The sequence below is a fragment of the Candidatus Thiodiazotropha sp. AKIB8 genome (genome assembly GCF_058244675.1).
Genome location: NZ_JBSYOO010000031.1, coordinates 23650 through 43364 on the forward strand (window position 1 = coordinate 23650; position 19715 = coordinate 43364).

The 19715-nt window shown below is 49.0% G+C and carries 14 protein-coding genes; 7 read left to right on the forward strand and 7 right to left on the reverse strand.

Annotated features, from left to right (window positions below; genetic code table 11):
• Positions 1–43: 43 nt before the first annotated feature.
• A complete protein-coding gene (locus AC4IFB_RS08985) occupies positions 44–2212 on the forward strand; it encodes a tRNA(Met) cytidine acetyltransferase TmcA (protein WP_490780065.1) in 2169 nt (722 codons plus the stop codon).
• A 52-nt stretch (positions 2213–2264) separates the two neighbouring features.
• Here AC4IFB_RS08985 and AC4IFB_RS08990 read toward each other — a convergent pair whose 3' ends face one another.
• Positions 2265–3725: a B12-binding domain-containing radical SAM protein gene (locus AC4IFB_RS08990; RefSeq protein WP_490776068.1), complete on the reverse strand. Its 1461-nt coding sequence runs from the start codon at positions 3723–3725 to the stop codon at positions 2265–2267.
• A 205-nt stretch (positions 3726–3930) separates the two neighbouring features.
• Here AC4IFB_RS08990 and AC4IFB_RS08995 point away from each other — a divergent pair, with 205 nt between their 5' ends.
• Positions 3931–4059 (forward strand): hypothetical protein, encoded by a 129-nt coding sequence (locus AC4IFB_RS08995; protein ID WP_490779987.1) that lies wholly within the window; start codon positions 3931–3933, stop codon positions 4057–4059.
• A gap of 100 nt (positions 4060–4159) precedes the next feature.
• On the opposite strand, the gene AC4IFB_RS09000 is transcribed toward AC4IFB_RS08995, so the two are convergent.
• A complete protein-coding gene (locus AC4IFB_RS09000; RefSeq protein ID WP_490776066.1) occupies positions 4160–4276 on the reverse strand; it encodes a hypothetical protein in 117 nt (38 codons plus the stop codon).
• Between the two features lie 54 nt (positions 4277–4330).
• Here AC4IFB_RS09000 and AC4IFB_RS09005 point away from each other — a divergent pair, with 54 nt between their 5' ends.
• Complete coding sequence (locus AC4IFB_RS09005) at positions 4331–4528, forward strand: type II toxin-antitoxin system VapB family antitoxin (RefSeq protein WP_490776065.1); 198 nt, start codon at positions 4331–4333, stop codon at positions 4526–4528.
• Positions 4525–4893: a type II toxin-antitoxin system VapC family toxin gene (locus AC4IFB_RS09010; protein WP_490779988.1), complete on the forward strand. Its 369-nt coding sequence runs from the start codon at positions 4525–4527 to the stop codon at positions 4891–4893. Before AC4IFB_RS09005 ends, AC4IFB_RS09010 begins: the two co-directional genes overlap by 4 nt.
• 182 nt (positions 4894–5075) lie before the next feature.
• Here the strand turns inward: AC4IFB_RS09010 and sat are convergent, their stop codons facing one another.
• The 5 genes from sat to AC4IFB_RS09035 all read right to left on the reverse strand — a co-directional run bounded on the left by sat (position 5076) and on the right by AC4IFB_RS09035 (position 16250).
• Positions 5076–6263: a sulfate adenylyltransferase gene (sat, locus tag AC4IFB_RS09015; protein ID WP_490776063.1), complete on the reverse strand. Its 1188-nt coding sequence runs from the start codon at positions 6261–6263 to the stop codon at positions 5076–5078.
• A 368-nt stretch (positions 6264–6631) separates the two neighbouring features.
• Positions 6632–8500 carry an exodeoxyribonuclease V subunit alpha gene (recD, locus tag AC4IFB_RS09020; RefSeq protein WP_490779989.1) on the reverse strand — a complete coding sequence of 623 codons (1869 nt, stop codon included), beginning with the start codon at positions 8498–8500 and terminating at the stop codon, positions 6632–6634.
• Entirely contained in the window at positions 8497–12048 is a 3552-nt protein-coding gene (recB, locus tag AC4IFB_RS09025; RefSeq protein ID WP_490779990.1) for an exodeoxyribonuclease V subunit beta, read from the reverse strand. The genes recD and recB overlap by 4 nt, the downstream gene beginning before the upstream one ends.
• A 1-nt stretch (position 12049) precedes the next feature.
• Positions 12050–15220 carry an exodeoxyribonuclease V subunit gamma gene (gene recC / locus AC4IFB_RS09030; protein ID WP_490779991.1) on the reverse strand — a complete coding sequence of 1057 codons (3171 nt, stop codon included), beginning with the start codon at positions 15218–15220 and terminating at the stop codon, positions 12050–12052.
• Positions 15221–15365: 145 nt separating this feature from the next.
• Positions 15366–16250, reverse strand: a complete 885-nt coding sequence (locus tag AC4IFB_RS09035) for an HDOD domain-containing protein (RefSeq protein ID WP_490776059.1) — start codon at positions 16248–16250, stop codon at positions 15366–15368.
• A 189-nt stretch (positions 16251–16439) separates the two neighbouring features.
• On the opposite strand from AC4IFB_RS09035, the gene AC4IFB_RS09040 reads away from it, so the two are divergent.
• From AC4IFB_RS09040 to AC4IFB_RS09050, 3 genes are all read left to right on the forward strand, one after another.
• Positions 16440–16664 (forward strand): decarboxylase, encoded by a 225-nt coding sequence (locus tag AC4IFB_RS09040; protein WP_490776058.1) that lies wholly within the window; start codon positions 16440–16442, stop codon positions 16662–16664.
• A gap of 257 nt (positions 16665–16921) precedes the next feature.
• Positions 16922–19288 carry a DUF1631 domain-containing protein gene (locus tag AC4IFB_RS09045; RefSeq protein ID WP_490779992.1) on the forward strand — a complete coding sequence of 789 codons (2367 nt, stop codon included), beginning with the start codon at positions 16922–16924 and terminating at the stop codon, positions 19286–19288.
• 14 nt (positions 19289–19302) lie between these two features.
• Positions 19303–19638: a PilZ domain-containing protein gene (locus AC4IFB_RS09050; protein ID WP_490776056.1), complete on the forward strand. Its 336-nt coding sequence runs from the start codon at positions 19303–19305 to the stop codon at positions 19636–19638.
• Positions 19639–19715: the final 77 nt, after the last annotated feature.

Sequence of the window (19715 nt, forward strand, 5' to 3'; positions counted from 1 at the left end):
AGCCCCTTAAGCCACTATCAATACCTACACATCAATCAGACAACTGGCCAATGATTGCCAAAAACTGGCTCAACAGAGACGACATCGTTTTCTACTGCGTATCTCTGGTGAACAGGCGTGGTGTGTCGAGCAGGCCTGCCAGATAGTCGATTCTGTAGACGATGCGAACAGCCTATGGATTGGTGAACATGCACCGAAAGAGATCCGGCAATCTAGTAACCAGCGGGCTTTAGAGCATTTAGGCGGCGAATGCCCCCTGCTTGTCTATAACGCCTATTCCGGGTTCGACCCGGATGCCTTTGGCGCCCTGAGTGGCACACTGAGAGGTGGCGGCTTGTTACTACTGTTAACACCCCCACTTACGACCTGGGCAGAATATGATGACCCAGAATCTGAAAGAATTGCTGTCGCCAGTTATCCCCTGACAAAACCAAGTCGGCTGCTGAGCAGGATTTCAGAGATACTGCAGTCAGACCAGACTACTGCTTGCAGCACCCCAGATCAGATTGGATTCTGGGCACCACCATCAGCCTCAGCTGAGTCGGTGAATCTACCTGATGACCAATCCTGCCTGACCCAGGATCAGGCGGATGCTGTAGAAGCCGTAATACATGTTGTCAAAGGGCATGGGAAAAGGCCTCTGGTGCTCACCTCTGACAGAGGTCGCGGTAAGTCATCTGCTTTAGGAATTGCAGCCGCACGGCTTATCCTTGGAGGATATCGACGTATCCTGGTAACCGCATCAAGGCAGAGCTCGGTAGTCAGCCTGTTCGAGATGGCTGCGAGGGAGTTGAATTGCACTCAAACCAGTGTAGAAACAGTTAACCATGAGAATGGTGTTATTCAATATATTGCCCCGGATCTGTTGATCTCTGACCATCCTGCAGCTGACCTTGTGCTGGTTGATGAAGCTGCTGCAATCCCAACGCCGTTACTGAAAGAGATGCTGCACCACTATCCTCGTATAGTCTTCGCCACAACCATACATGGCTATGAGGGAACCGGACTGGGCTTTAGCCATCGTTTCAAAAAGCACCTTCAAAAAGAGAGACCTCAGTGGCGTGAAAAAATCCTGGAATGCCCCATTCGCTGGGCTCCCAACGACCCACTTGAAAGATTGATTTTCAGGTTACTTGCATTGGATGCTGAGCCTGCTCAGGATAGCCTGATCTGCGATCTGAATTTGGAAAAGCTCTCTCTGGCTTTTCCAGACCAACAACAACTGCTGGCACAGGAGAGCACGCTTAACCAACTATTCGGACTGTTGGTGCTAGCCCACTACCGGACTACCCCACGGGATCTCTGGCATCTGCTGGATGGCCCAAATCTGCAAACAGTGATGCTTTTGCATCAGCAGCAGGTAGTGGCTGTAGCCCTGCTCGCTACTGAAGGTGAATTCGCCCCTGATCTGGCCGAAGAGATCTGGTTGGGTCGGCGACGACCACGGGGGCATCTTGTGGCTCAATCCCTATCTGCCCATCTCGGACTGAGAACTGCATCCACCCTGAAGGGATTACGTATTATGAGGATTGCCGTTCACCCTGCACTGCAGAATAGAGGGCTGGGAAAGCGTCTCCTGACCGCCATTAAAACCCATGCTGCAAGCCAGGGGTGCGACTACCTGGGAGTCAGTTTCGGTGCTACTACAAGATTAATCAGATTCTGGCAAGGCAACGATATGCAGGCCGTTCGACTGGGACTGCACTCCGGTGCCAGCAGCAGTCAACAGTCGGTGATGTTCATACAATCGCTCAGTTCCCAAGGCGAAGCGATGCTTGTTCAGGCGAGAAAACAGTATGCCAAACAGCTCCCCGCCCTGTTGACTGATTCACTCGCTCAACTCTCAACTGAACTGATCCTGCCCCTGCTTAGAGATATCGAAACTCCGCCATTGACAGACCTGACAGATCAAGACTGGATCGATATAACTGCCTATGCCTTTGCAAACAGAGGCTACGAATACACCTTCAGTACAATCCAGACATTAACTCTCCACGCACTGTCCCTAAGTCTGTTGGATGAATCAGAGAGCAGGCTATTAATCAGACGCGTGTTGCAAAAACAGTCCTGGGGAAGTTGTGCCTCTGCACTTGGATTAACCGGCCGCAAAGCGGTTGAAAGCCGCTTACGCCAAATCATGCAGAGTATTGTTTTGAGTGCTGGCAATGAAACAGCTCACAAGCTTATACAAACCATACGCAGTGACAGCTGACAGGTGTCGCTGTAATTTCTATCTCTATCCTGGCCTATGCAGAGTGAGAAAATCAGGCATCGCTTTCAAGTGCGTTCTTGCGGAAAAGATTACTGATCTTGAACTTCAGAAAATGCGATCCGAATTTCAATAATCGAATCATATGCTGTGGGTAGAGCACTGATAACCAGGTGTAGTGCCAACTGATTGCTGGACGACGATAGAACGATACCAGCATCTGCCGATAGTGCTGATCCAATTCTTCGATAGTGATCCCTTCAGGTGACCAAAGAAAATTCATCCCATTCATCTTTTCCCAGTGATCTTCGCGAATATTTGATCCATACAGATCATAGTAGATAGGCGAACCAGGATAAGGGGTAAACTTGGTCAGATTCATAATCGTCATGGGGATGTTGCGTACAAATTGTTTGGTCTCCTCGATCGACTCAATTGTCTCCCCAGGATAGCCGAGCATGAAAAGACCCTTAGTGCGAATACCCGCCGCTGCAGTCATTTTGACGGCACGCTCCGAATCCTTGACCTTTGCAGACTTCACCATCTTTTCGAGCATCTCCTGTGAGCCACTCTCCAGTCCAAAACTGATCTCCCAGCAGCCTGCTTTTTTCATCAGGGCAAGTACCTCCTCGTGCACCGTATCGACACGGGAAGTACAGGACCAGGTCATGTTCAGATTCTCTTCAATCAAGATTTTGCAGAATTCAGACGCCCGCTTTTTACTTGCGAGAAAAAGGTCATCAACGAACATCACATGCCGTATGCCATAGTGCTGCTTGAGATGCTTCATCATCTCAACCACTTTACCCGGTGAGTAGTATCGAACACGGTCCCCAAAGGTTGAGGTATCACAGAATTTGCAATGGAAGGGGCAACCTCTCGAGGCCGCTATAGTTGCCACAGGTCCACGTGGATAGTCATAGATGGCGGGTTTATAGGCTTGAGGAAAATCGGGCAACAGATCCCATGCGGGCATTGGCAGATAGTCCAGATCGCGATTGATAGCTCGCCCCTGGGTCTGTTTAATAAAGGGGCCATCACGGTAGATCAGCTCAGGCACCTCAGCCAGGTCACCCTCACCCTCAATGGCCTTTAGTAGATCCATCAGGGTCTTCTCTCCCTCTCCCAGTACTGCATAGTCAAACTGGGAAAAACGCTCCATGGTCTCACGCCCCATGGAGGAGACATGGGGGCCGCCAATTATAATAGTGGTCTCAGGCAGTCTCTTTTTAATCGCCCCCGCTATCGCAGCAGTATTCCAGACACCAACAGTAAACAGGGTAATGCCAACATATGACGGACTTGTCTCAACGACTCTCTCTACAACCCCCTCAATTGAGAGATTCATAATATTGCTCTCAATAATCTCCGCTATATAGCCGTGCTCCCTGACCTCCGCAGCAAGGTACATCAACCCAAGGGAGGGTGAGTTGTTGGTAATCTCCTTGACGAACTCATACCCCTTGGCAATGGAGTCGTAGGGCGGATTTATGAAGGTTATTTTTCGGTTTGACATGAGTTAGAGAGAGGTTGAGATCAGTTGGCCAGCCAGGCAATTAAATACAGTTTACATCTTAGTGTAACCTAATCAATTGAATTACTGTCAGGATTAACAATAAGATAAAAGCGTGAATCACCACAGATTCCTGAAGCGTCAAACTTGACTCAACTGAAATCATAAACTATATTAGTATATAATTATATTCTAAATGGTGTTTGTTATGAATGAGATGCTACAAATCAGCTGTGACGAGTTGCGCGCAATGGCAGAGTCCTATCCTGATGAGATTGAGATCATCGTTGAGATGATGATCGAAGCGGATGCTGATCTCTGCCAGGATCCAACCTGAAGCCACCTGAAAACAGGCAAAAAAAAGCCCGCTTTTAAGCGGGCTTTTTTAATGTCTTAACAATCAGTTAATTCACTGATTGATAGTAATCTATGAGGATTTAAGCAACCTCTGGACGGGAAATCTCTTTAGGAGGAGCAATACCCTGGCCCAACATTTCACGCACCTTGGTGCCTGAAAGCAAGAAGTTACTGGACCCACTCATCGAGCACGACATAACGCATCATATGATGTACTATTTAGTGCATCACTAACCATCATCGGGTGCACCATGCGTACAACACTAAATATCGACGACCAGTTGCTTTCAGAGGCCCAGCGCATCTGTGGAGTGACCGAAAAAACAGCACTGGTCCGCGAGGGACTACGCGCACTGATTGAACGCGAAAGCGCTCGCCGGCTGGCGCGGCTGGGTGGCAGTGAACCACAGCTGGAGCTCCCCCCCCGCCGACGTCCGGATGGCCAATGATTCTGGTCGATACCTCCGTTTGGATCGACCACCTTCGATCCGGAGACGACGCTCTGATGACCCTGCTAAATAGTGCCCAAGTCTTGATGCACCCCTTCGTCCTGGGTGAGTTGGCCTGCGGCAATCTGCGCCAGCGGGTAGAGGTATTGTCGTTACTGCAAAACCTGCCTCAGGCCACTGTGGCTCAAGATGGCGAAGTGCTGTTTTTTATCGAGCAGCACGAATTAATGGGGCGTGGAATTGGCTATGTGGATGCCCACCTGATGGCAGCAGTGGTGCTGGATCGGGGAGCGCGTTTGTGGACCCGCGACAAGCGCTTACATATTTTGGCCGATAAGCTGGGAATGGCGTATGCGGCTGCTTGAAGATGTCCAATAAAGAACAGCATTCCGCTGGTGGTGATTGATCACAAGAGCCCTTCCACTAATTTAGCTTTAGACAATAAGGATCTAATAGCTGATCTATAAACAGAAGGCGATAAGGACAATCATTATGGATAAAAAAAAGCCCGCTTTTAAGCGGGCTTTTTTATTGCCTTAACAATCAGTTAATTCACTGATTGATAGTAATCCATGAGGATTTGAGCAACCTCTGGACGGGAAAACTCTTTAGGAGGAGCAATACCCTGGCCCAACATTTCACGCACCTTGGTGCCTGAAAGCAAGACGAAGTCCTCTTTGGTGTGATCAGGTGCTTCACACATCATCACAACCTTATTGAGTTTCTTTGAGTAGGCGGTGTGGTCAGCATTGAAGATTTCGATCTCCATGGCACCAGCAGGAACCTCTTCCTCAAAAATAGTCTGAGCGTCAAAGGCACCGTAGTAGTCACCCACACCAGCATGATCACGACCGATAATGAAGTGGGTTGCGCCCATGTTCTGGCGGAAATAGGCATGCAGTACCGCCTCTCTTGGGCCAGCATAGAGCATGTCAAATCCATAACCGGTCACCATTGCGCTGTTAGGTGGGAAATAGAGTTCCACCATCTTGCGAATCGCCGCATCACGCACAGGCGCAGGAATATCACCCTTCTTCAGCTTGCCCAGGAGCATGTGGATTACTAAGCCATCACAGCCGAGTCGATCCATAGCGATATGGCACAGCTCTTCATGAGCCAGATGCATCGGGTTACGGGTCTGGAAAGCAACAACCTTACTCCAGCCACGTTCCTGAATCTCATTACGAATCTCAACTGCAGTACGGAAAGTATCCGGAAAATCAGCCTGAAAATATGAGAAATTCAAAACTTGAATGGGGCCAGAGAGTGCAATGCGCCCCTGGTTGTTGAATGCAGAGACGCCAGGATGGTCTGAATCGGTTGTACGATAGACCTTCTCAGTCATCACTGCCATCTGTTCGTCACTGACGGTCTCAATCGATTCGATATCCATTACTGCCAGTACAGGGTTGCCTTCCATATTGGGATCCCTGAGCGCAATACGCTTGGCATCACCTATCGCATCTGTACTCTCCACCAGGCAGAGTACAGGTACGGGAAAGAAGCTGCCATCAGTAAGGGTCATCTTCTCAGAAGCACCCATCGCATCCGCAACTGACATATAGCCCTTCAGCGGATTGAAATAGCCTGCACCCATCATTACCGCATTACCTGCAGCCTGGGAGCTGATCACTACTGAGGGTAGGGATTCGGCCTCATGAGAGAGCTTATGGTGTGAATCGGGGTCATAGACAAACAAAGGTTGTAGTTCTGAGGAACCAACAGGGTTGATCATGACGTTTCTTCTCCTTCGTTTTGATCGCTAAATCTGTTTGTCCGATTTGAGCTTAAATTGAGAACATCAAACCGGATCTGCCCATTTTTGATATGTGGGTTGCATCTTTACGTTTCCCTGCCACATATAAGACAGTTTCTTAAAAATGCAATATAAACCACTGTTTTTTATTAAATAATACGAGCGTTACTTGCTCATACCTCTACTCAAACAGCCCATACCCTACCACAACAAGGAGTTATACAACCCAAGTAATTTTTTATGTGCTCAGCAAAATATCTGCTCTCAAATGGGCAAGCTGCCACTTGGCACTGTTTCGATTTTTCTTCTGCTCACGCATAGCCCTCTCTATCTCTAGGAATCCAGGCTCAATCCTGATGGGCCCGTCTCAGAAGATCGGCCAATCCACTATGGCGTTGCAAACCTCTCTTTATAGCCACTCTGAAGATGGCTTCTGTAGCAACCAGGCTGAATTGTTGTTTTGATCGTGTTACGGCGGTATAGATCAGCTCGCGGCATAGAACAGGGGTGTCACGTTTTGGAAGATGGAGCAGTACCCGTTGAAACTCAGATCCCTGACTTTTGTGTACAGTGAGCGCATAGACAGTCTCGCAATAGGGCAGACGGGATGGTGAAACCCAACGTATGGCACCATCCGAGCCGGCAAAAGCAACGGCTAACTCTTCGGGCTGATCGGGATGAGGCAGCACTATCCCTGTTTCACCATTATAGAGATTCAGCTGATAGTCATTTCGTGTCAGCATCACTGGGCGTCCGATATACCAGAGCTTGTTCTCCTGGATATAGCCCATCTCTTTCAATCGATCGGTTATCCCTTGATTGAGCTGTATTACACCGGAAGGCCCCTCTCTCAAAGCAGAGAGAATGCGAAATGAGTGCAGAATATTGAAAAGTCGATCGACAGTGGCGCCCAACTTAAGTTGATCAAACAGGCCAGCAAAATGAGCAGCCCCCAGCGCAATGGTCTGCTGCTCATCCTCCAACCAACCTGTCTCATGGTCAGCATCTTCTCTGTGAAGGAGTTTGATCGCAGCCTCAACATCCCCCTGGTTGATCGCATTTGCGAGTCTGCCGATGGAACTCTCCTCAGAAAAACGGTAACTATGGCGCAATAGCGCCACGCTGTTACTCAACCCATTCCCAGACATGGATGGACTATCAACAGGTTGACCAGTGAGCTGTGAAAGGCTGTGGGCAAATACCTGATCCGGCCCTTCACAATCAGAACAGATATCACCAAGTACCGAACCCGCCTCTACTGAAGAGAGCTGATTGCGATCACCCAACAGAATCAGTCTGGCGCTCATGGGGAGGGCATCCAGTAGCTTCGCCATCAATGCCACATCAACCATTGAAGCTTCATCCAGGATCAGCACATCCAGTAGTAGCGGATGGTCATGATGGTGCCTGAAACCAGTACCCTGGTGTGATATCCCAAGCATTCGGTGCAGAGTCGAGGCCTCTTCGGGGATTGCATCAAGCTGCTCCTGGGGCAAGGGCAATTTTGCCTTCGACTCTCTGATGGACTGCTGCAGCCGGGCTGCTGCCATGCCAGTGGGTGCTGCCAGTCCGATACGCAGATTTTGACCACCAGGCTGTTGGCGTAACAACGCCACAATACGTACAACGGTTGAGGTCTTACCTGTCCCCGGTCCACCAGAGATAACGGTGAGATTTGACAATATAGCAGTGGCAGCTGCGCACTTTTGCCAATCTGTGGTCTGCCCTTGTGGGGTATGAAACAGAATATCGAGATCCTCACTCAATTTTTTTTCATCAATTGAGGCTGGTCTCTGCTGTTCACGGGATAGAAGCACGCCAGCCAGACGCTGTTCATAATCCCAGTAGCGATGGAGATAGAGCCTGTTGTTCTCATCCAATACAAGTGGCTGCCAGAGAACGGGCTCCCCTACTACACCACTGCTCAATAGTTCCGAGCGCCACTCTTCCATTGTCGGGAACTTCACTACCAGCCCATCGGCCGGAGTGATTTCCGATTCAGCAAGTTCATCCAAATCAAGACAGACATGCCCTTCATGTGTCGCGCGGCAGCTCAATGCGACAGCCAATGCCAGATTCAGACTGGGACTTTCCGCTTCTGAAAGCAGAAAAAGCGCCATGTAATAGTCCAGGTCACCAATCACTTTATGTTGGCGCAACGCCTTCAAAAAGTCTCCCAGCTCCTGCTGTTTTTGGAATTCAGGCCATAGATTCAAAGCTGGCCTCCAATCAGATTATCCAATGCCTCGATGAACTCGGCGGGTGGTCGTTCCTGCAATATTCCCAACTGCTGATCACCATCCGGGTGCATTCCTCGAAGAAACAGATAGAAGACACCACCAAAATGGCGGTCATAGCTATAGTCTGGAATACGCAGCCGCAAATAACGATGCAGAGCCAAGGTATAGAGCACATATTGCAGCGAGTAGTGATGTCCCACCATGGCCTGGGCCAGTGCCTGTTTGTGATAGGCTGGGTAGTCTGCTCCCAGCCAGTTCGACTTATAGTCTGCCAGGTAGTAGCGTCCCTGAACCTCAAATACCAAATCGATATATCCCTTGATGAAGCCATCAACTGAGGCACTGTTTACTACTCCCAAGCCTTCAAGTAGACCTGGGGTATCACTAAAACTGCATTTATCGGCCAGAGCATATATCTGATTGGTGTTAAATGCCTTAATCGGAAAATGAAATGACATTTCATTCAGGCGCTGCTTGTTAGAAACATCCCCTAATCTGATACCCTCCCCGGATAGTGGCGTCTGCAGCAGAGCCAACATCCACTCTACGACTACAGCGCTCCAGCAGGAGTCAATACCAAACAGCTGAAGCTTCTCCCCTACCAACCCCTCCACTGCGTGAAGGTCAGGTTGATTAAAATCGAGCTCTTCAAGAATCGCATGCAGACAACTACCTGGCCCAGAACCTCTGGGAAATCCATGCACATCCATTTTCTCTTCAAATTCCGCAGCAGAAGAACCGGCAGAGACCAAACCATCATGATCCGGTAGATCCTCTGGCAATCCTGCAACCAATGAAGAGAAACTTGATACTTGCAAGTGCTTGGGGATTCGAATCGATAGTTGTCTTGCCGGATTAAGCTCCGGTGGCAGTGCCAAAGGCATTTGCCCCTCGACCTCGAATTCAGGCATCGGGATGATCTCAATCGTACCTTGTGCTGATTCAGATAACATCGCCAGCCGCTGCTCATCCTGTTTCTGTTCTAATGCCTTTGCTGCTGCCTGCCAATCACTCAATTCATCACTCGGCTGGTGTAACCCACCACTATGCAACAACCAACACAATGCAGATTGACGACTCGATTTATTCAATCCCCAGGGTAGATAACAGCGATAGCGCGAACGGGTCAGTGCCACGTAGGCCAAACGAAGGTTTTCTGCCTGAACCTCATATTGGCGATAGTTAAAGTTTTTAGATAAACGTTCAGATCCAAGCTCAAGGGTTGGTGCATCGTTAGCTGCTGGATCATGAAAAAGAAAGGGTTTATTAGAACTCTTTTCGACAGACTCATCCCACATATAGGGACAGAATACGATACCGTACTCCAATCCCTTGCTGTGGTGCATTGTGTCAATTCTGACCAGATCCCCATCACTCTCAAGGCGCAATAAACGCTCCTCATCCTGTGAACTGGATTGGCGTTGATAGCGATACCAGGTAACCAATCCCTCCATCCCTGGTCGCTGAGCACTATCCTGTTGTTGTATCAGTTCCACCAAGTGGTAGAGGTTGGTAAGCCGCCGCTCCCCATCCTGATAGTCGAGGAAGCGGTTTTCGACTTCGAATTCGCTCATCAGTCCTCGGAACATGACGATAAATCCACTGCTGCGCCATAGCTGATGGTATTCAAAAAAGCGTTTGGAGATCTGGCTTTGCGCCTTTTCGTCAAAATTCAAGTTATCTATCTCTGCCCCGCGCCATCCAAACAGGAGAGTCGGCAGAGCGGCACGCATTGCACGCTCACGATGGGGTTCCAATAGTGCAATCAAAACCCGCTCCAATGCCTCAGCTTCCACACTCAAGTAGACACTCTGTTGGCTGCTGCGGACACTCGGTATCCCCTTTGTGCCCAGAGCCGTTGCAATTTGAGCAGCCTGCTTGTGGGTGCGGACAAGGATCGCAATATCGCTGCCAATCACTTCCCGTTGCCCGATCTTGATTCGCCTTGATGAGGCGGATGTGAGTAGACTGGCAACCTCCGCAGCGGTGGTATCAGCCACCCTCTGGCGTAGATCCTCGATTGATTGTGCTGGCTCATCAGGCAGGCGCCAGATCTGCAAAGCCGCCGCTTTTTTATTCCGCTCCGTCAGTTGATCCATCTGCCGATCCGCTGACCGGGTTGTGTGGAAGGTGATTCTTGAATCGAAGAAAGGGTGTGGGGAGAAACTGAACAAACTGTTGATGGCAGATACCATCTCAGGTGTAGAGCGCCAATTGGTATCCAGACTATGCAGCTTGGCGACACCATTTTCTCTGGCATGCAGATAGGTAAAGATATCGGCACCACGAAAACTGTAGATTGCCTGTTTCGGGTCGCCGACCATAAACACTGGCTGATCTGTGGCGTGATAGATACGATCCAATATCTCGTATTGTATCGGATCTGTATCTTGAAACTCATCCACCAGTGCAGCGCGATAACGCTTACGTAACTTCCCCCCCAATTCTCCTGAGTGATCTTTTTGCAATGCTATTTGAAGTTGCAGCAGCAGATCATCATAGGACCACTCTGCGGATTCTGCCTGGCGTTTCGGCAACTCCGCCATCATGTACTCATACATGGCACCTTGCCATGCCACCAGAGCCTGTTTAAAAGCAGCTATGCAGGCATCAGCAATTGGCAGATAGTTTTCCAGCGCTTGGAAAAAAGGGTGTTGAGGGGGAGACTTGCCCGCCTTAACTGCTGCCTGTATGACTTGTGGCGTGAATCGCTCCACTTTTTCGAACGGTGCTACATAGATATTCCCATTCAGCCACAGATCCATACTATTGCACCAACCGGTCACCCATTTGGACTGATAGACCCTGCCATTTAAAACCTGATTGTCACTCAGCAGTTTCTGAATATTATCCCGCTCTGAACTCCAGCCAGAACGAAGCTCAGATAATTTTTCCTGCGCCTGGCTCTCAATCGCCTCAATTCCATCAGGCCAGCTTGCAGATCTGACTTCAAGATAGGGTTTACCCAGTGACGGTTTAAGTCGATTCAGCAGCTCATCCGGAGTTGCAACCACAGCCTGCAATGCCTCTAAAAAGGGTTGTGATAGGCGGGATACCTCACGACGCCAGAAATCATCTGCAATCTGCTGAAGCCTGATCGCCTGATCAGGTACAAGTTCAGTATGAAAGGACTGTCCACTTTCAAAGGCAAACTCAGTCAAAACTCGCTGACAAAAACCATGAATTGTAAATATTGCTGCTCGATCGAAACTGGCGAGTGCTAAATCCAACTGACGTATGACTCTGGCTTTATCAGCAAGCTTTTGATCCAGAGCAAACAGCAGAGGATCAGATGATTCCCCCCCCTGAAACAACTGCCTTGCTTCAATAAGCCGCTGGCGGATTCGGGTTTTCAACTCTGCTGTTGCCGCTTGGGTATAGGTCATCACCAAAATCGATTCAGGGCCCATCTCCCGCTCCAGCAAGAGTCTGAGATAGAGACTTGAAAGTGTATGGGTCTTGCCAGTACCAGCGCTGGCTTCGACAAGATTGACGCCCTCCAGAGCGACCTCATCAATCTTCATACTAATCCCACTCCAGGTGAGTCAGCAGTGGTTGAAGCAGTGTCTGGCTGGTCTCTGCAAACGCATCTTGATTCAGAGTGTAGCCTTGGTATAGCAGATGATTGTAGGGTTTAAATGCATCTCCCGGATTGTGTGAATTACCGAACCATTTTTTTTCCGCTTCCTGCAGCGCCTTTTCTCTATCTGCCTCTGGATTTTTCTCCATAAAGCGCCATGAAGTTCCGGGATAGAAAGGCAGTGGCGCATTCATTCCTTTCTGGTAGGCATGAATCAGTTGCGTCAAAAATTGCTCTGTCTGCTCCACTGGCTTAAAGCGACCTACCCTTTTCGCATCCAACAAATGAGTTTCAAGAGTGACACCTTGTGGCTGCAGATGATTCAAAACCAAGTGGCGAATCCACTGTTTCAAAATTTGATTGGGATAAAGATTAGATGTGCTGTAGGCCAACATGCCTAAGCAGTTGACCTGTCGCAGATGACCTCTGAGCCTCACTTTATCAATAGCAATATCAACTTCAAGGGGTTCAGGCAACCACTCTCCCTGGTATGAGCGTACCTGCCCGGCCGTTGTCTGAGCCTGTTGCAGCATTTGCCCGAAGATTAGTTTGCCTGCATTACCGTGGGGTAGTAGACCTTGTGCATCGAACCGTTCAAACAAACCCTCTGCAAGATACTCCTGCAGCAGTAAATCAACGAGTTGATGTTCCAAGTCACTCCTGTCAAAGGATTCTATAGTGAACAGTTCACGCTCTTCAGGCAGCCGCTCTATCTGATCCAGCTTCAGGCCTAAACGCTCCTGCGCAAAAACCCGTTGCGGGTTTTCAAAAAACTGAATCATCAAATCGAGTTCCACAACTCCCTCGTCGACTTGCGCCACAAGGGGCTGCTCAATCAAGGGACGATCCATTGCCTTGCCGCGACCTACGCGCATGGCCGCTTCTCGCATCTCCTCTGAGAAGCTAAACAGTGTGCTCTGCTGACGAAAATAGTCCGCTGAAAAGGGTTGCAGAGGATGTTTATGGATGATCTCTGCCAAACCCGCCTCACCCACCATCTGTGTGAGACAGTCACGCAACTCCTCAACCACCACCGAGGCGGGCATCGGGCTGTTATCCCGCTGGCTATGGCCCTGATAACTGATCACAAGGCGGTCTCGGGCAGAGAGCAGTGTCTCCAGAAAGAGATAGCGATCATCCACACGGCGGGATCTATCCCCTGAACGAAACTCCTGCTTCATCAGGTCGAATCCCAATTCATTTTTTTGCCTGGGAAATACGCCATCATTCATGCCGAGTAGATAGATAACCCGAAAAGGTAGACTGCGCATCGGTGCCAAGGCGCAAACGTTGACACCTCCGCCCAGGAACCCCCTGTCGAGAGACTGCTTAAAGATCTCTCCAAGCCTGTGCCGAACCACAGCCAGAGAGACAGGCGCTGAAAAGTTTACAGCCACAGCCTCTTGGGTCATCTGATCAATGGCTTCTCTTACTGCTATCAGTTGCTGTTCAGTCGTTTCATCCAACTGAAAGAACTGCTCTATCACATCGTCTAATCGGGCGTGCCACTGTTGAGGCGATGCCGACTCTCCAAGCATATGATCCAGGCCGAACACCCCATCACTGAAAGCAAGCAGACCACCTAGCCACTGAGTGGATGAGCCTTCCACAGCATCCAGCGCAAAAATGCCATGCCAAAGTTGTTCTCCATCTGCGGGGAATGCATAACCCAACATAAGCTGACGTAATCCTGCACGCCAGGTATTTCGTTCCTCTTCAGGTAGACCGAAATCGAGTTTGTTTGCACCATCCCTCCCCCAGCGAATGGCGGCTTGATCGATCCATTGAGTAATCTGTTCGAACCCCTCCTCATCCAGCTCAAACCTGCTGCGTATGGCGGGCTGTTCCAACAGACTCAACAAATCGTTCACACCATAGCGGGAACCCGGCAATGCTAAAATTTTCAGCAGCGCCTCGGCAATCGGATTGGTCTGCTGCATACTGATATCACTGATCCGATAGGGTATTACCGGTCGACTTCCTGGTGTTGAAAACACCGCTTCCAATAAGGATGCATAGCGATCAATTTCCGGTGTCATAACCAATATTTCATCTGGTCGAAGAGCTGGCAACTCATCCAGTGCTGCCAACAATTGATCATAGAGCACCTCGACTTCACGCATCTGGCTATGACAAAGATGCATAGCAATGGAGTGATCGGGCAGAGATCCAGGTTGTGGTGGTTCAAGGGCCAGGATCTGGTTTTGCATTTGATGTAGTAGGGTCTGGTCAGACTGGATTTTGAACAGCTCCGTACTACCAGGATCCATTTCATTGATGGCTGCGAAAAAATCCCTACCCTGACGCCCCAAAGTGGCAAGTAGTGGATGCCCAACATCCAGATAGAGTTCCTCTCCAGTGCCTGTCAGGTTGAGACGAGCCTCCTCTTCAGGTGTGACAATTTCAGCCCAATGCGCCTCACTCGGATTCAACAGAAACAGATGCACATCCATCCATTCAGACAATTGCTGCAAAATCCCCAAATATCCGGGAGAGAGTGTAGGCACACCAAAAATTGAAACTCGAGGATAGTCTTCCTGTGGAAGCTCCCCACTCGCAACGGAGTGGAAAAGTGACTGCTGCAGAGTGACCCAATGCAGGTCGTCCTCAGACACCAGTTGCTGCCACAGATCCGCTTGCCACTGATCGCCTGAAATAACCGAGTCACCCTCTTGCCATGACTGAATCCAGTCTGGTCGATAGAGAAGATATTGGTCAAATAGAGTAGCCAGATATTGCGCCAACTGAAACTGGCGTAGCTCTCCACCTTGGGAGAGATATTGTCTGACCTCAGCATATGCGGGTCGCTGACACTGAGTCGACAACAGCCCATGTATCCGCCATGTCAGACTTTTTGGCTGATAGCCATCCTGATGGGGAACCTTGGGCAGCAATTTTTCGAACAGCTGCCAAAGAAAACTGGCGGGAAGGGGAAAATCCAGGTTTGCACAGATGCCCAATCGACTGGCAATCTGCAGTGATAACCAGCGCCCCATACCTGGATGTTGCACCACGATCTGCTCTTTCTGCAGTGGTGCGGCGACAGGTTCGGAAAGCAACTGTGCAAGTTGCTGTGCCAAAACCTCAAGCTGATTGGATTGATAGAGCCTCAACATGAGGCCGTATTCTACCCTGCTTTAGACTCAATACCTGAGTCTTATAAAAAAAAATGAAATAAACTACAGATCCCCAGTTTTAGCTCTCCAGATCATTGGATCTGTTTGACCTGGAATAGGCGCTACGATCGTGTGGTGCTTCAGACTAATTTTGAGTGTGCTGATTCTGGCTTGTACGACTTCTTACTTTGGGTGCCAACACAACATCCATGATCTCTAATACCTTATCTGGAACTGCTTCCAGGTATCGATCCATATCCTGCTTTTGTAATCCAGTAGTTTGCAAGGCACCTTCATCGATCTGTTCGAAAACCTCTTCCAAGCTATAACCATTGATTTCAGCATCAGCTACTGCAGCAGCAATATGCAGCAGAGCTGTTTCAAGCTGATGCTGCTCAGCTGTGGATGGCCGGTGGTGACGTGCCACAACATCGACAATACTCTCTGGCAACTTCCACTTTCTTAACAGCGCTTCTCCAACATCCATGTGTGTAAACCCCAACACATCATGTTCGGTCTCAGCCAGTAAGCCATATTCACCGCCAGTTATCAGAAGGATATCCCTGGCCTCCTGGGGTAACTTGAGAAAAATAGCCAAACGACCTATATCGTGTAGCACCCCCATAACAAACAACCGTTCGCTGTGGAGCACATGACAATGACTGGCAAGCTCTCCAGCAATCACCCCCGTGGTAATGGAGTATCGCCAATATTCAGCCATATCGACCAAATCGCCAGGGATACCGGTAAAGACTTTAGCTGCTGTGGTGGCCATAACCAGATTGCGTAGCTCTTCTGTACCGATAATGGTGATTGCTCTTGAAATAGTATCCACAGGTACCTGCAAACTAAAAAAAGCACTGTTTACTACTCTTAGCAGGCGGGCAGAGAGGTCAGAATCCTGGGAAATAATATCCCCAAGCGTCAATGCAGAATAGTTAGGCGCGTCAATCAAACGATTCACTTTCACACAAACATCTGGCAGTGAGACCAGTTGATCAAGCTCTATAACAAGTTGTTGCGGTGTCATGACATGCGCCTCGCGAGGGTAATTCACCAACCAAACAAAAAAACACTTAATGCATTGATTTTAATTACATTATTGGATATTCGACTCAACCACAGTGGTTTATAAACCTATCCTCTTTCAATAGTTATCGACATAATAGGGCAAAGCTTGACCAAAACAGTATGTGAAATCGCAGGAGTAAGCAGCACAATGCCCTATTTCATTTTTAAAATCAGCCCAGACCAAACCCTTGAATATCTGGATGAAATAGAAAAATATCGATCAGCTCGCGAGAAGGTTAGAAGCCTGAGAGCAACCCACCAGGACGATGACGGAACCACATACAGAATGGTCTTTGCAAAAACCATTGGACAGGGTGAAATTCTGCTCACGCCATCCAACAACAATGAAGAACAGATCATCGGTGATGACTAGGGCCTGTTAACACTAATCGAATAGGCCCTAGTGTAGTGTCCTAAAATGTTTAACGATTTTAGCCTAACGAGAAGCTATGAAACGGCAACCACGGGCCGATAACACATTTATTCAAAAAGATATTGTTCATCTGATCTGTTCTTCATGCTAATCTTTATTGGATAGGTCATTTGCCTGGCCTCGGTAGCCGATAAAAGTCAGAAGCACTGCCAATAACTGGCGATGTAGCCCATGATCCATTGAAGGACCCGTCAATAGTGTCTACAAAAGACAGAAAAAATAGATATCAGAGTCAGTTTCAGCCGGTGTTGAATCGCTGTAAGGATACTGTCATTGTATTCATCAATGCACTAATGACAGAGCTGTTCAACAATACTGACAAAGCGCTCACTAGCTTTGCCCAAAAGGCTGAAACCAACGAGGTTCAGAACCGTTTTTTTGAAGCTATGGCGATGATCAGAAATCGTCATGGATTAGTGGAACATGAATTTCGGGAATTGGTAAATGAGGGTTTTGATAAGTTCTGGAAAGACCAACCCGAGATAGACGGCTTCTCCAGCCTGGATGAGGATACGGAACTGGAACTGGTCGACCAGGAGTCGATGGACGTCAATACGGCCCTGGAGAATATGATCAGCCGTACTATAGGCCACCACCGGGCTCAGCTTTATGCCCTGGGTCAAAGACTCAGCGTGGTCAGCGGCGGCCGCAGTGTCAAACACAAGCAGATTCCTTCTGGACCTCACCACCTCGCACATGCCTTTAACGATGCTATTGACGCCCTGGGCCTGGAAGCACGTATCAAAGTCATCATACTTGCCCTGTTTGATAAGTATGTACTGAAGCAGCTGGGCTCAATCTACGACGATTTCAACAACAGCCTCAAAGAAGCAGGCGTTCTGCCCCACCTGCGCCCCTCCATTCAGAAGTCTCCTGACAGCAATGAGCCAGGATCTGCAGATGGGGAAGAGCATGACGAAAACATGCCGGAGCAGACCCAGGAGGAGCTGGGAGAGGAACTGTTCGGCTCGATACTGGATATGATGGCCAATCGCAGGCGCGTATCCCCTGAAAAGGCTAAGGCCAAAGCCGCTGCCGCTCAAGCAGCAGGCAGACAGCCTGGTGCCTCTCCTCCAGCGACTCAAGAGAACCTGGTCAGTGCACTCGACAATATTCAGCCAGAAAAACGGTTTGAATATGTACCGGATATCAATGCACCCGGTAGTGCTATTGCAAATATAGAGATCGATGAGCAATTCCTCATCCGAGTCAAACACACACTGGCTGAGGAGCGGCATAAGCTCTACACAGAAGTTGGTGCTGACCGCCTGGAATCAGCAGACGAAGACACCATCGATCTGGTCGGCATGTTGTTCGAATACATGTTGAATGATCCCGTATTGCCCGCTGTGGCAAAGGCGCTGATCAGTCATTTGCACACACCCTACCTCAAAGTCGCGATTATCGACCGTAAGTTACTCACCGACAGTGATCATGAAGCCAGACAACTTCTTGATTCCCTCGTTGAAGCAGGTAGCCATTGGATAGACGAACGCAATCTGAAACGGGGTATTTATCCCGATATGCAGAATGTGGTCGACCGTGTATTGAAAGAGTTTTCTGACAACGTCAGCTTGTTTGGCACCCTGCTGGAAAATTTCAAGAAACGCATGGATGAGTTCCGTCGTAAATCGGACATTCTTGAAAAACGCGCTCAGGATTCCATCAAAGGCCGGGAAAAACTGAATATTGCCCGCCAACGCTCTTCTCAAGAGATGAAAGCTCGTTCGTTCAGTGAGCACCTTCCCAAGCCTGCAAAAGAGTTTCTCGAACAGACCTGGGTCGACAAGCTCATTTTTGTTTTACTGCGTCACCCAGACGGTGAGATGAGTGAAGACTGGAAAGAGGCCCTGCAGATTGCTGACGAAATCGCCTGGGCATTCGAGCCAAAAACAGAAAAAGAACGGCAGGAACTGGAGCAAACCCTGCCTGATTTACGTAGATCTATTGAGCAAGGCCTGGCCTCATTGGGCGGTTTTCACCAGGAAAAGAGCCAAACACTGTTTGGTCTGCTCAGTAGTGCCGAGACAGCCACTATCGCTTCAGAACAAGCCACTATTACGACACCGGAAAGACCCCCTCAAAAAGAGGCTGAGGTTGTTGATGAAGCCAAAGAGCCGCTGACCAAGCCCCAGTTGAAGGCAGTGCCAAGTAAGGCTCCGGATAGTGCTAATGATTCGGTTTCTGATGATGAGTCCATACCTGAAGATGAAGAAGCGATGATGGAAAAATTGCGCAAAATTCGCTTCGGGACCTGGTTTGAAATTCGTGATGCTCAAAGCGGTGAGACTAAAAAGGTTAAACTTTCCTGGCTCAGCCCCCTTACCGCCTCATGTATGTTTGTCGATCGTGCTGGTGTTCAAACCGCCATCAAACCACTTAGAACACTGGCTCAAGAGATTTTAAAAGGAGAATCAACCATCCTGGAAGACAGTGGAGACCCATTCGTCGAAAGGACACTGCATGCTATTCGTCGCATGCTGCAGCGCTCACTGAAAACCACCGAAGATATTGCCAGTGAGTTGATCGAGGATGAGGAGAATGACGGCAAAGAAGCCCGATAATTTTAGGAGACATCATGCAAGATAAACGTCAAACTCCGCGAAAGGTGGCTGACCAGATTTTAGAATTACACGACAAGGTCTCAGGTAGCAGTCTGGGAAGACTTGTCAATATAAGTGCTGAAGGACTGATGTTACTCAGCCAGGAACCGATGATAACCGGATCTGTGTTTCAGCTGAGCTTGATTGACCCACAATCCAAAGACAAGCCAACAGATTTCAGTGCTGAGGTTGTGTGGTGCACAGAAGCATCGCAACCGGACAGCTATTGGAGTGGCTTCAGAATCCTTGAGATCGCAAATGACGATATTCTTCATATCGATAAGCTGATACTCACTTGGTATACGGATTAACCAGCCTTTGATAACAAATAGAGATTGGTGGTGATTGTTAAGGAGAGTCAGAGCGAGACAGAAACTTAAATCTCATC

Bases quoted from the DNA above. Each gene is read 5' to 3' on its own strand.
- AC4IFB_RS09000 (WP_490776066.1), bottom strand. From the start codon at position 4,276: ATGTCGTGCTCGATGAGTGGGTCCAGTAACTTCTTGCTTTCAGGCACC.
- AC4IFB_RS09005 (WP_490776065.1), top strand. From the start codon at position 4,331: ATGCGTACAACACTAAATATCGACGACCAGTTGCTTTCAGAGGCCCAG.
- recB (WP_490779990.1), bottom strand. From the start codon at position 12,048: ATGAAGATTGATGAGGTCGCTCTGGAGGGCGTCAATCTTGTCGAAGCC.
- AC4IFB_RS09050 (WP_490776056.1), top strand. From the start codon at position 19,303: ATGCAAGATAAACGTCAAACTCCGCGAAAGGTGGCTGACCAGATTTTA.
- AC4IFB_RS08995 (WP_490779987.1), top strand. From the start codon at position 3,931: ATGAATGAGATGCTACAAATCAGCTGTGACGAGTTGCGCGCAATGGCA.
- AC4IFB_RS08990 (WP_490776068.1), bottom strand. From the start codon at position 3,725: ATGTCAAACCGAAAAATAACCTTCATAAATCCGCCCTACGACTCCATT.
- sat (WP_490776063.1), bottom strand. From the start codon at position 6,263: ATGATCAACCCTGTTGGTTCCTCAGAACTACAACCTTTGTTTGTCTAT.
- AC4IFB_RS09010 (WP_490779988.1), top strand. From the start codon at position 4,525: ATGATTCTGGTCGATACCTCCGTTTGGATCGACCACCTTCGATCCGGA.
- AC4IFB_RS09040 (WP_490776058.1), top strand. From the start codon at position 16,440: ATGCCCTATTTCATTTTTAAAATCAGCCCAGACCAAACCCTTGAATAT.
- recC (WP_490779991.1), bottom strand. From the start codon at position 15,220: ATGTTGAGGCTCTATCAATCCAATCAGCTTGAGGTTTTGGCACAGCAA.
- AC4IFB_RS09035 (WP_490776059.1), bottom strand. From the start codon at position 16,250: ATGACACCGCAACAACTTGTTATAGAGCTTGATCAACTGGTCTCACTG.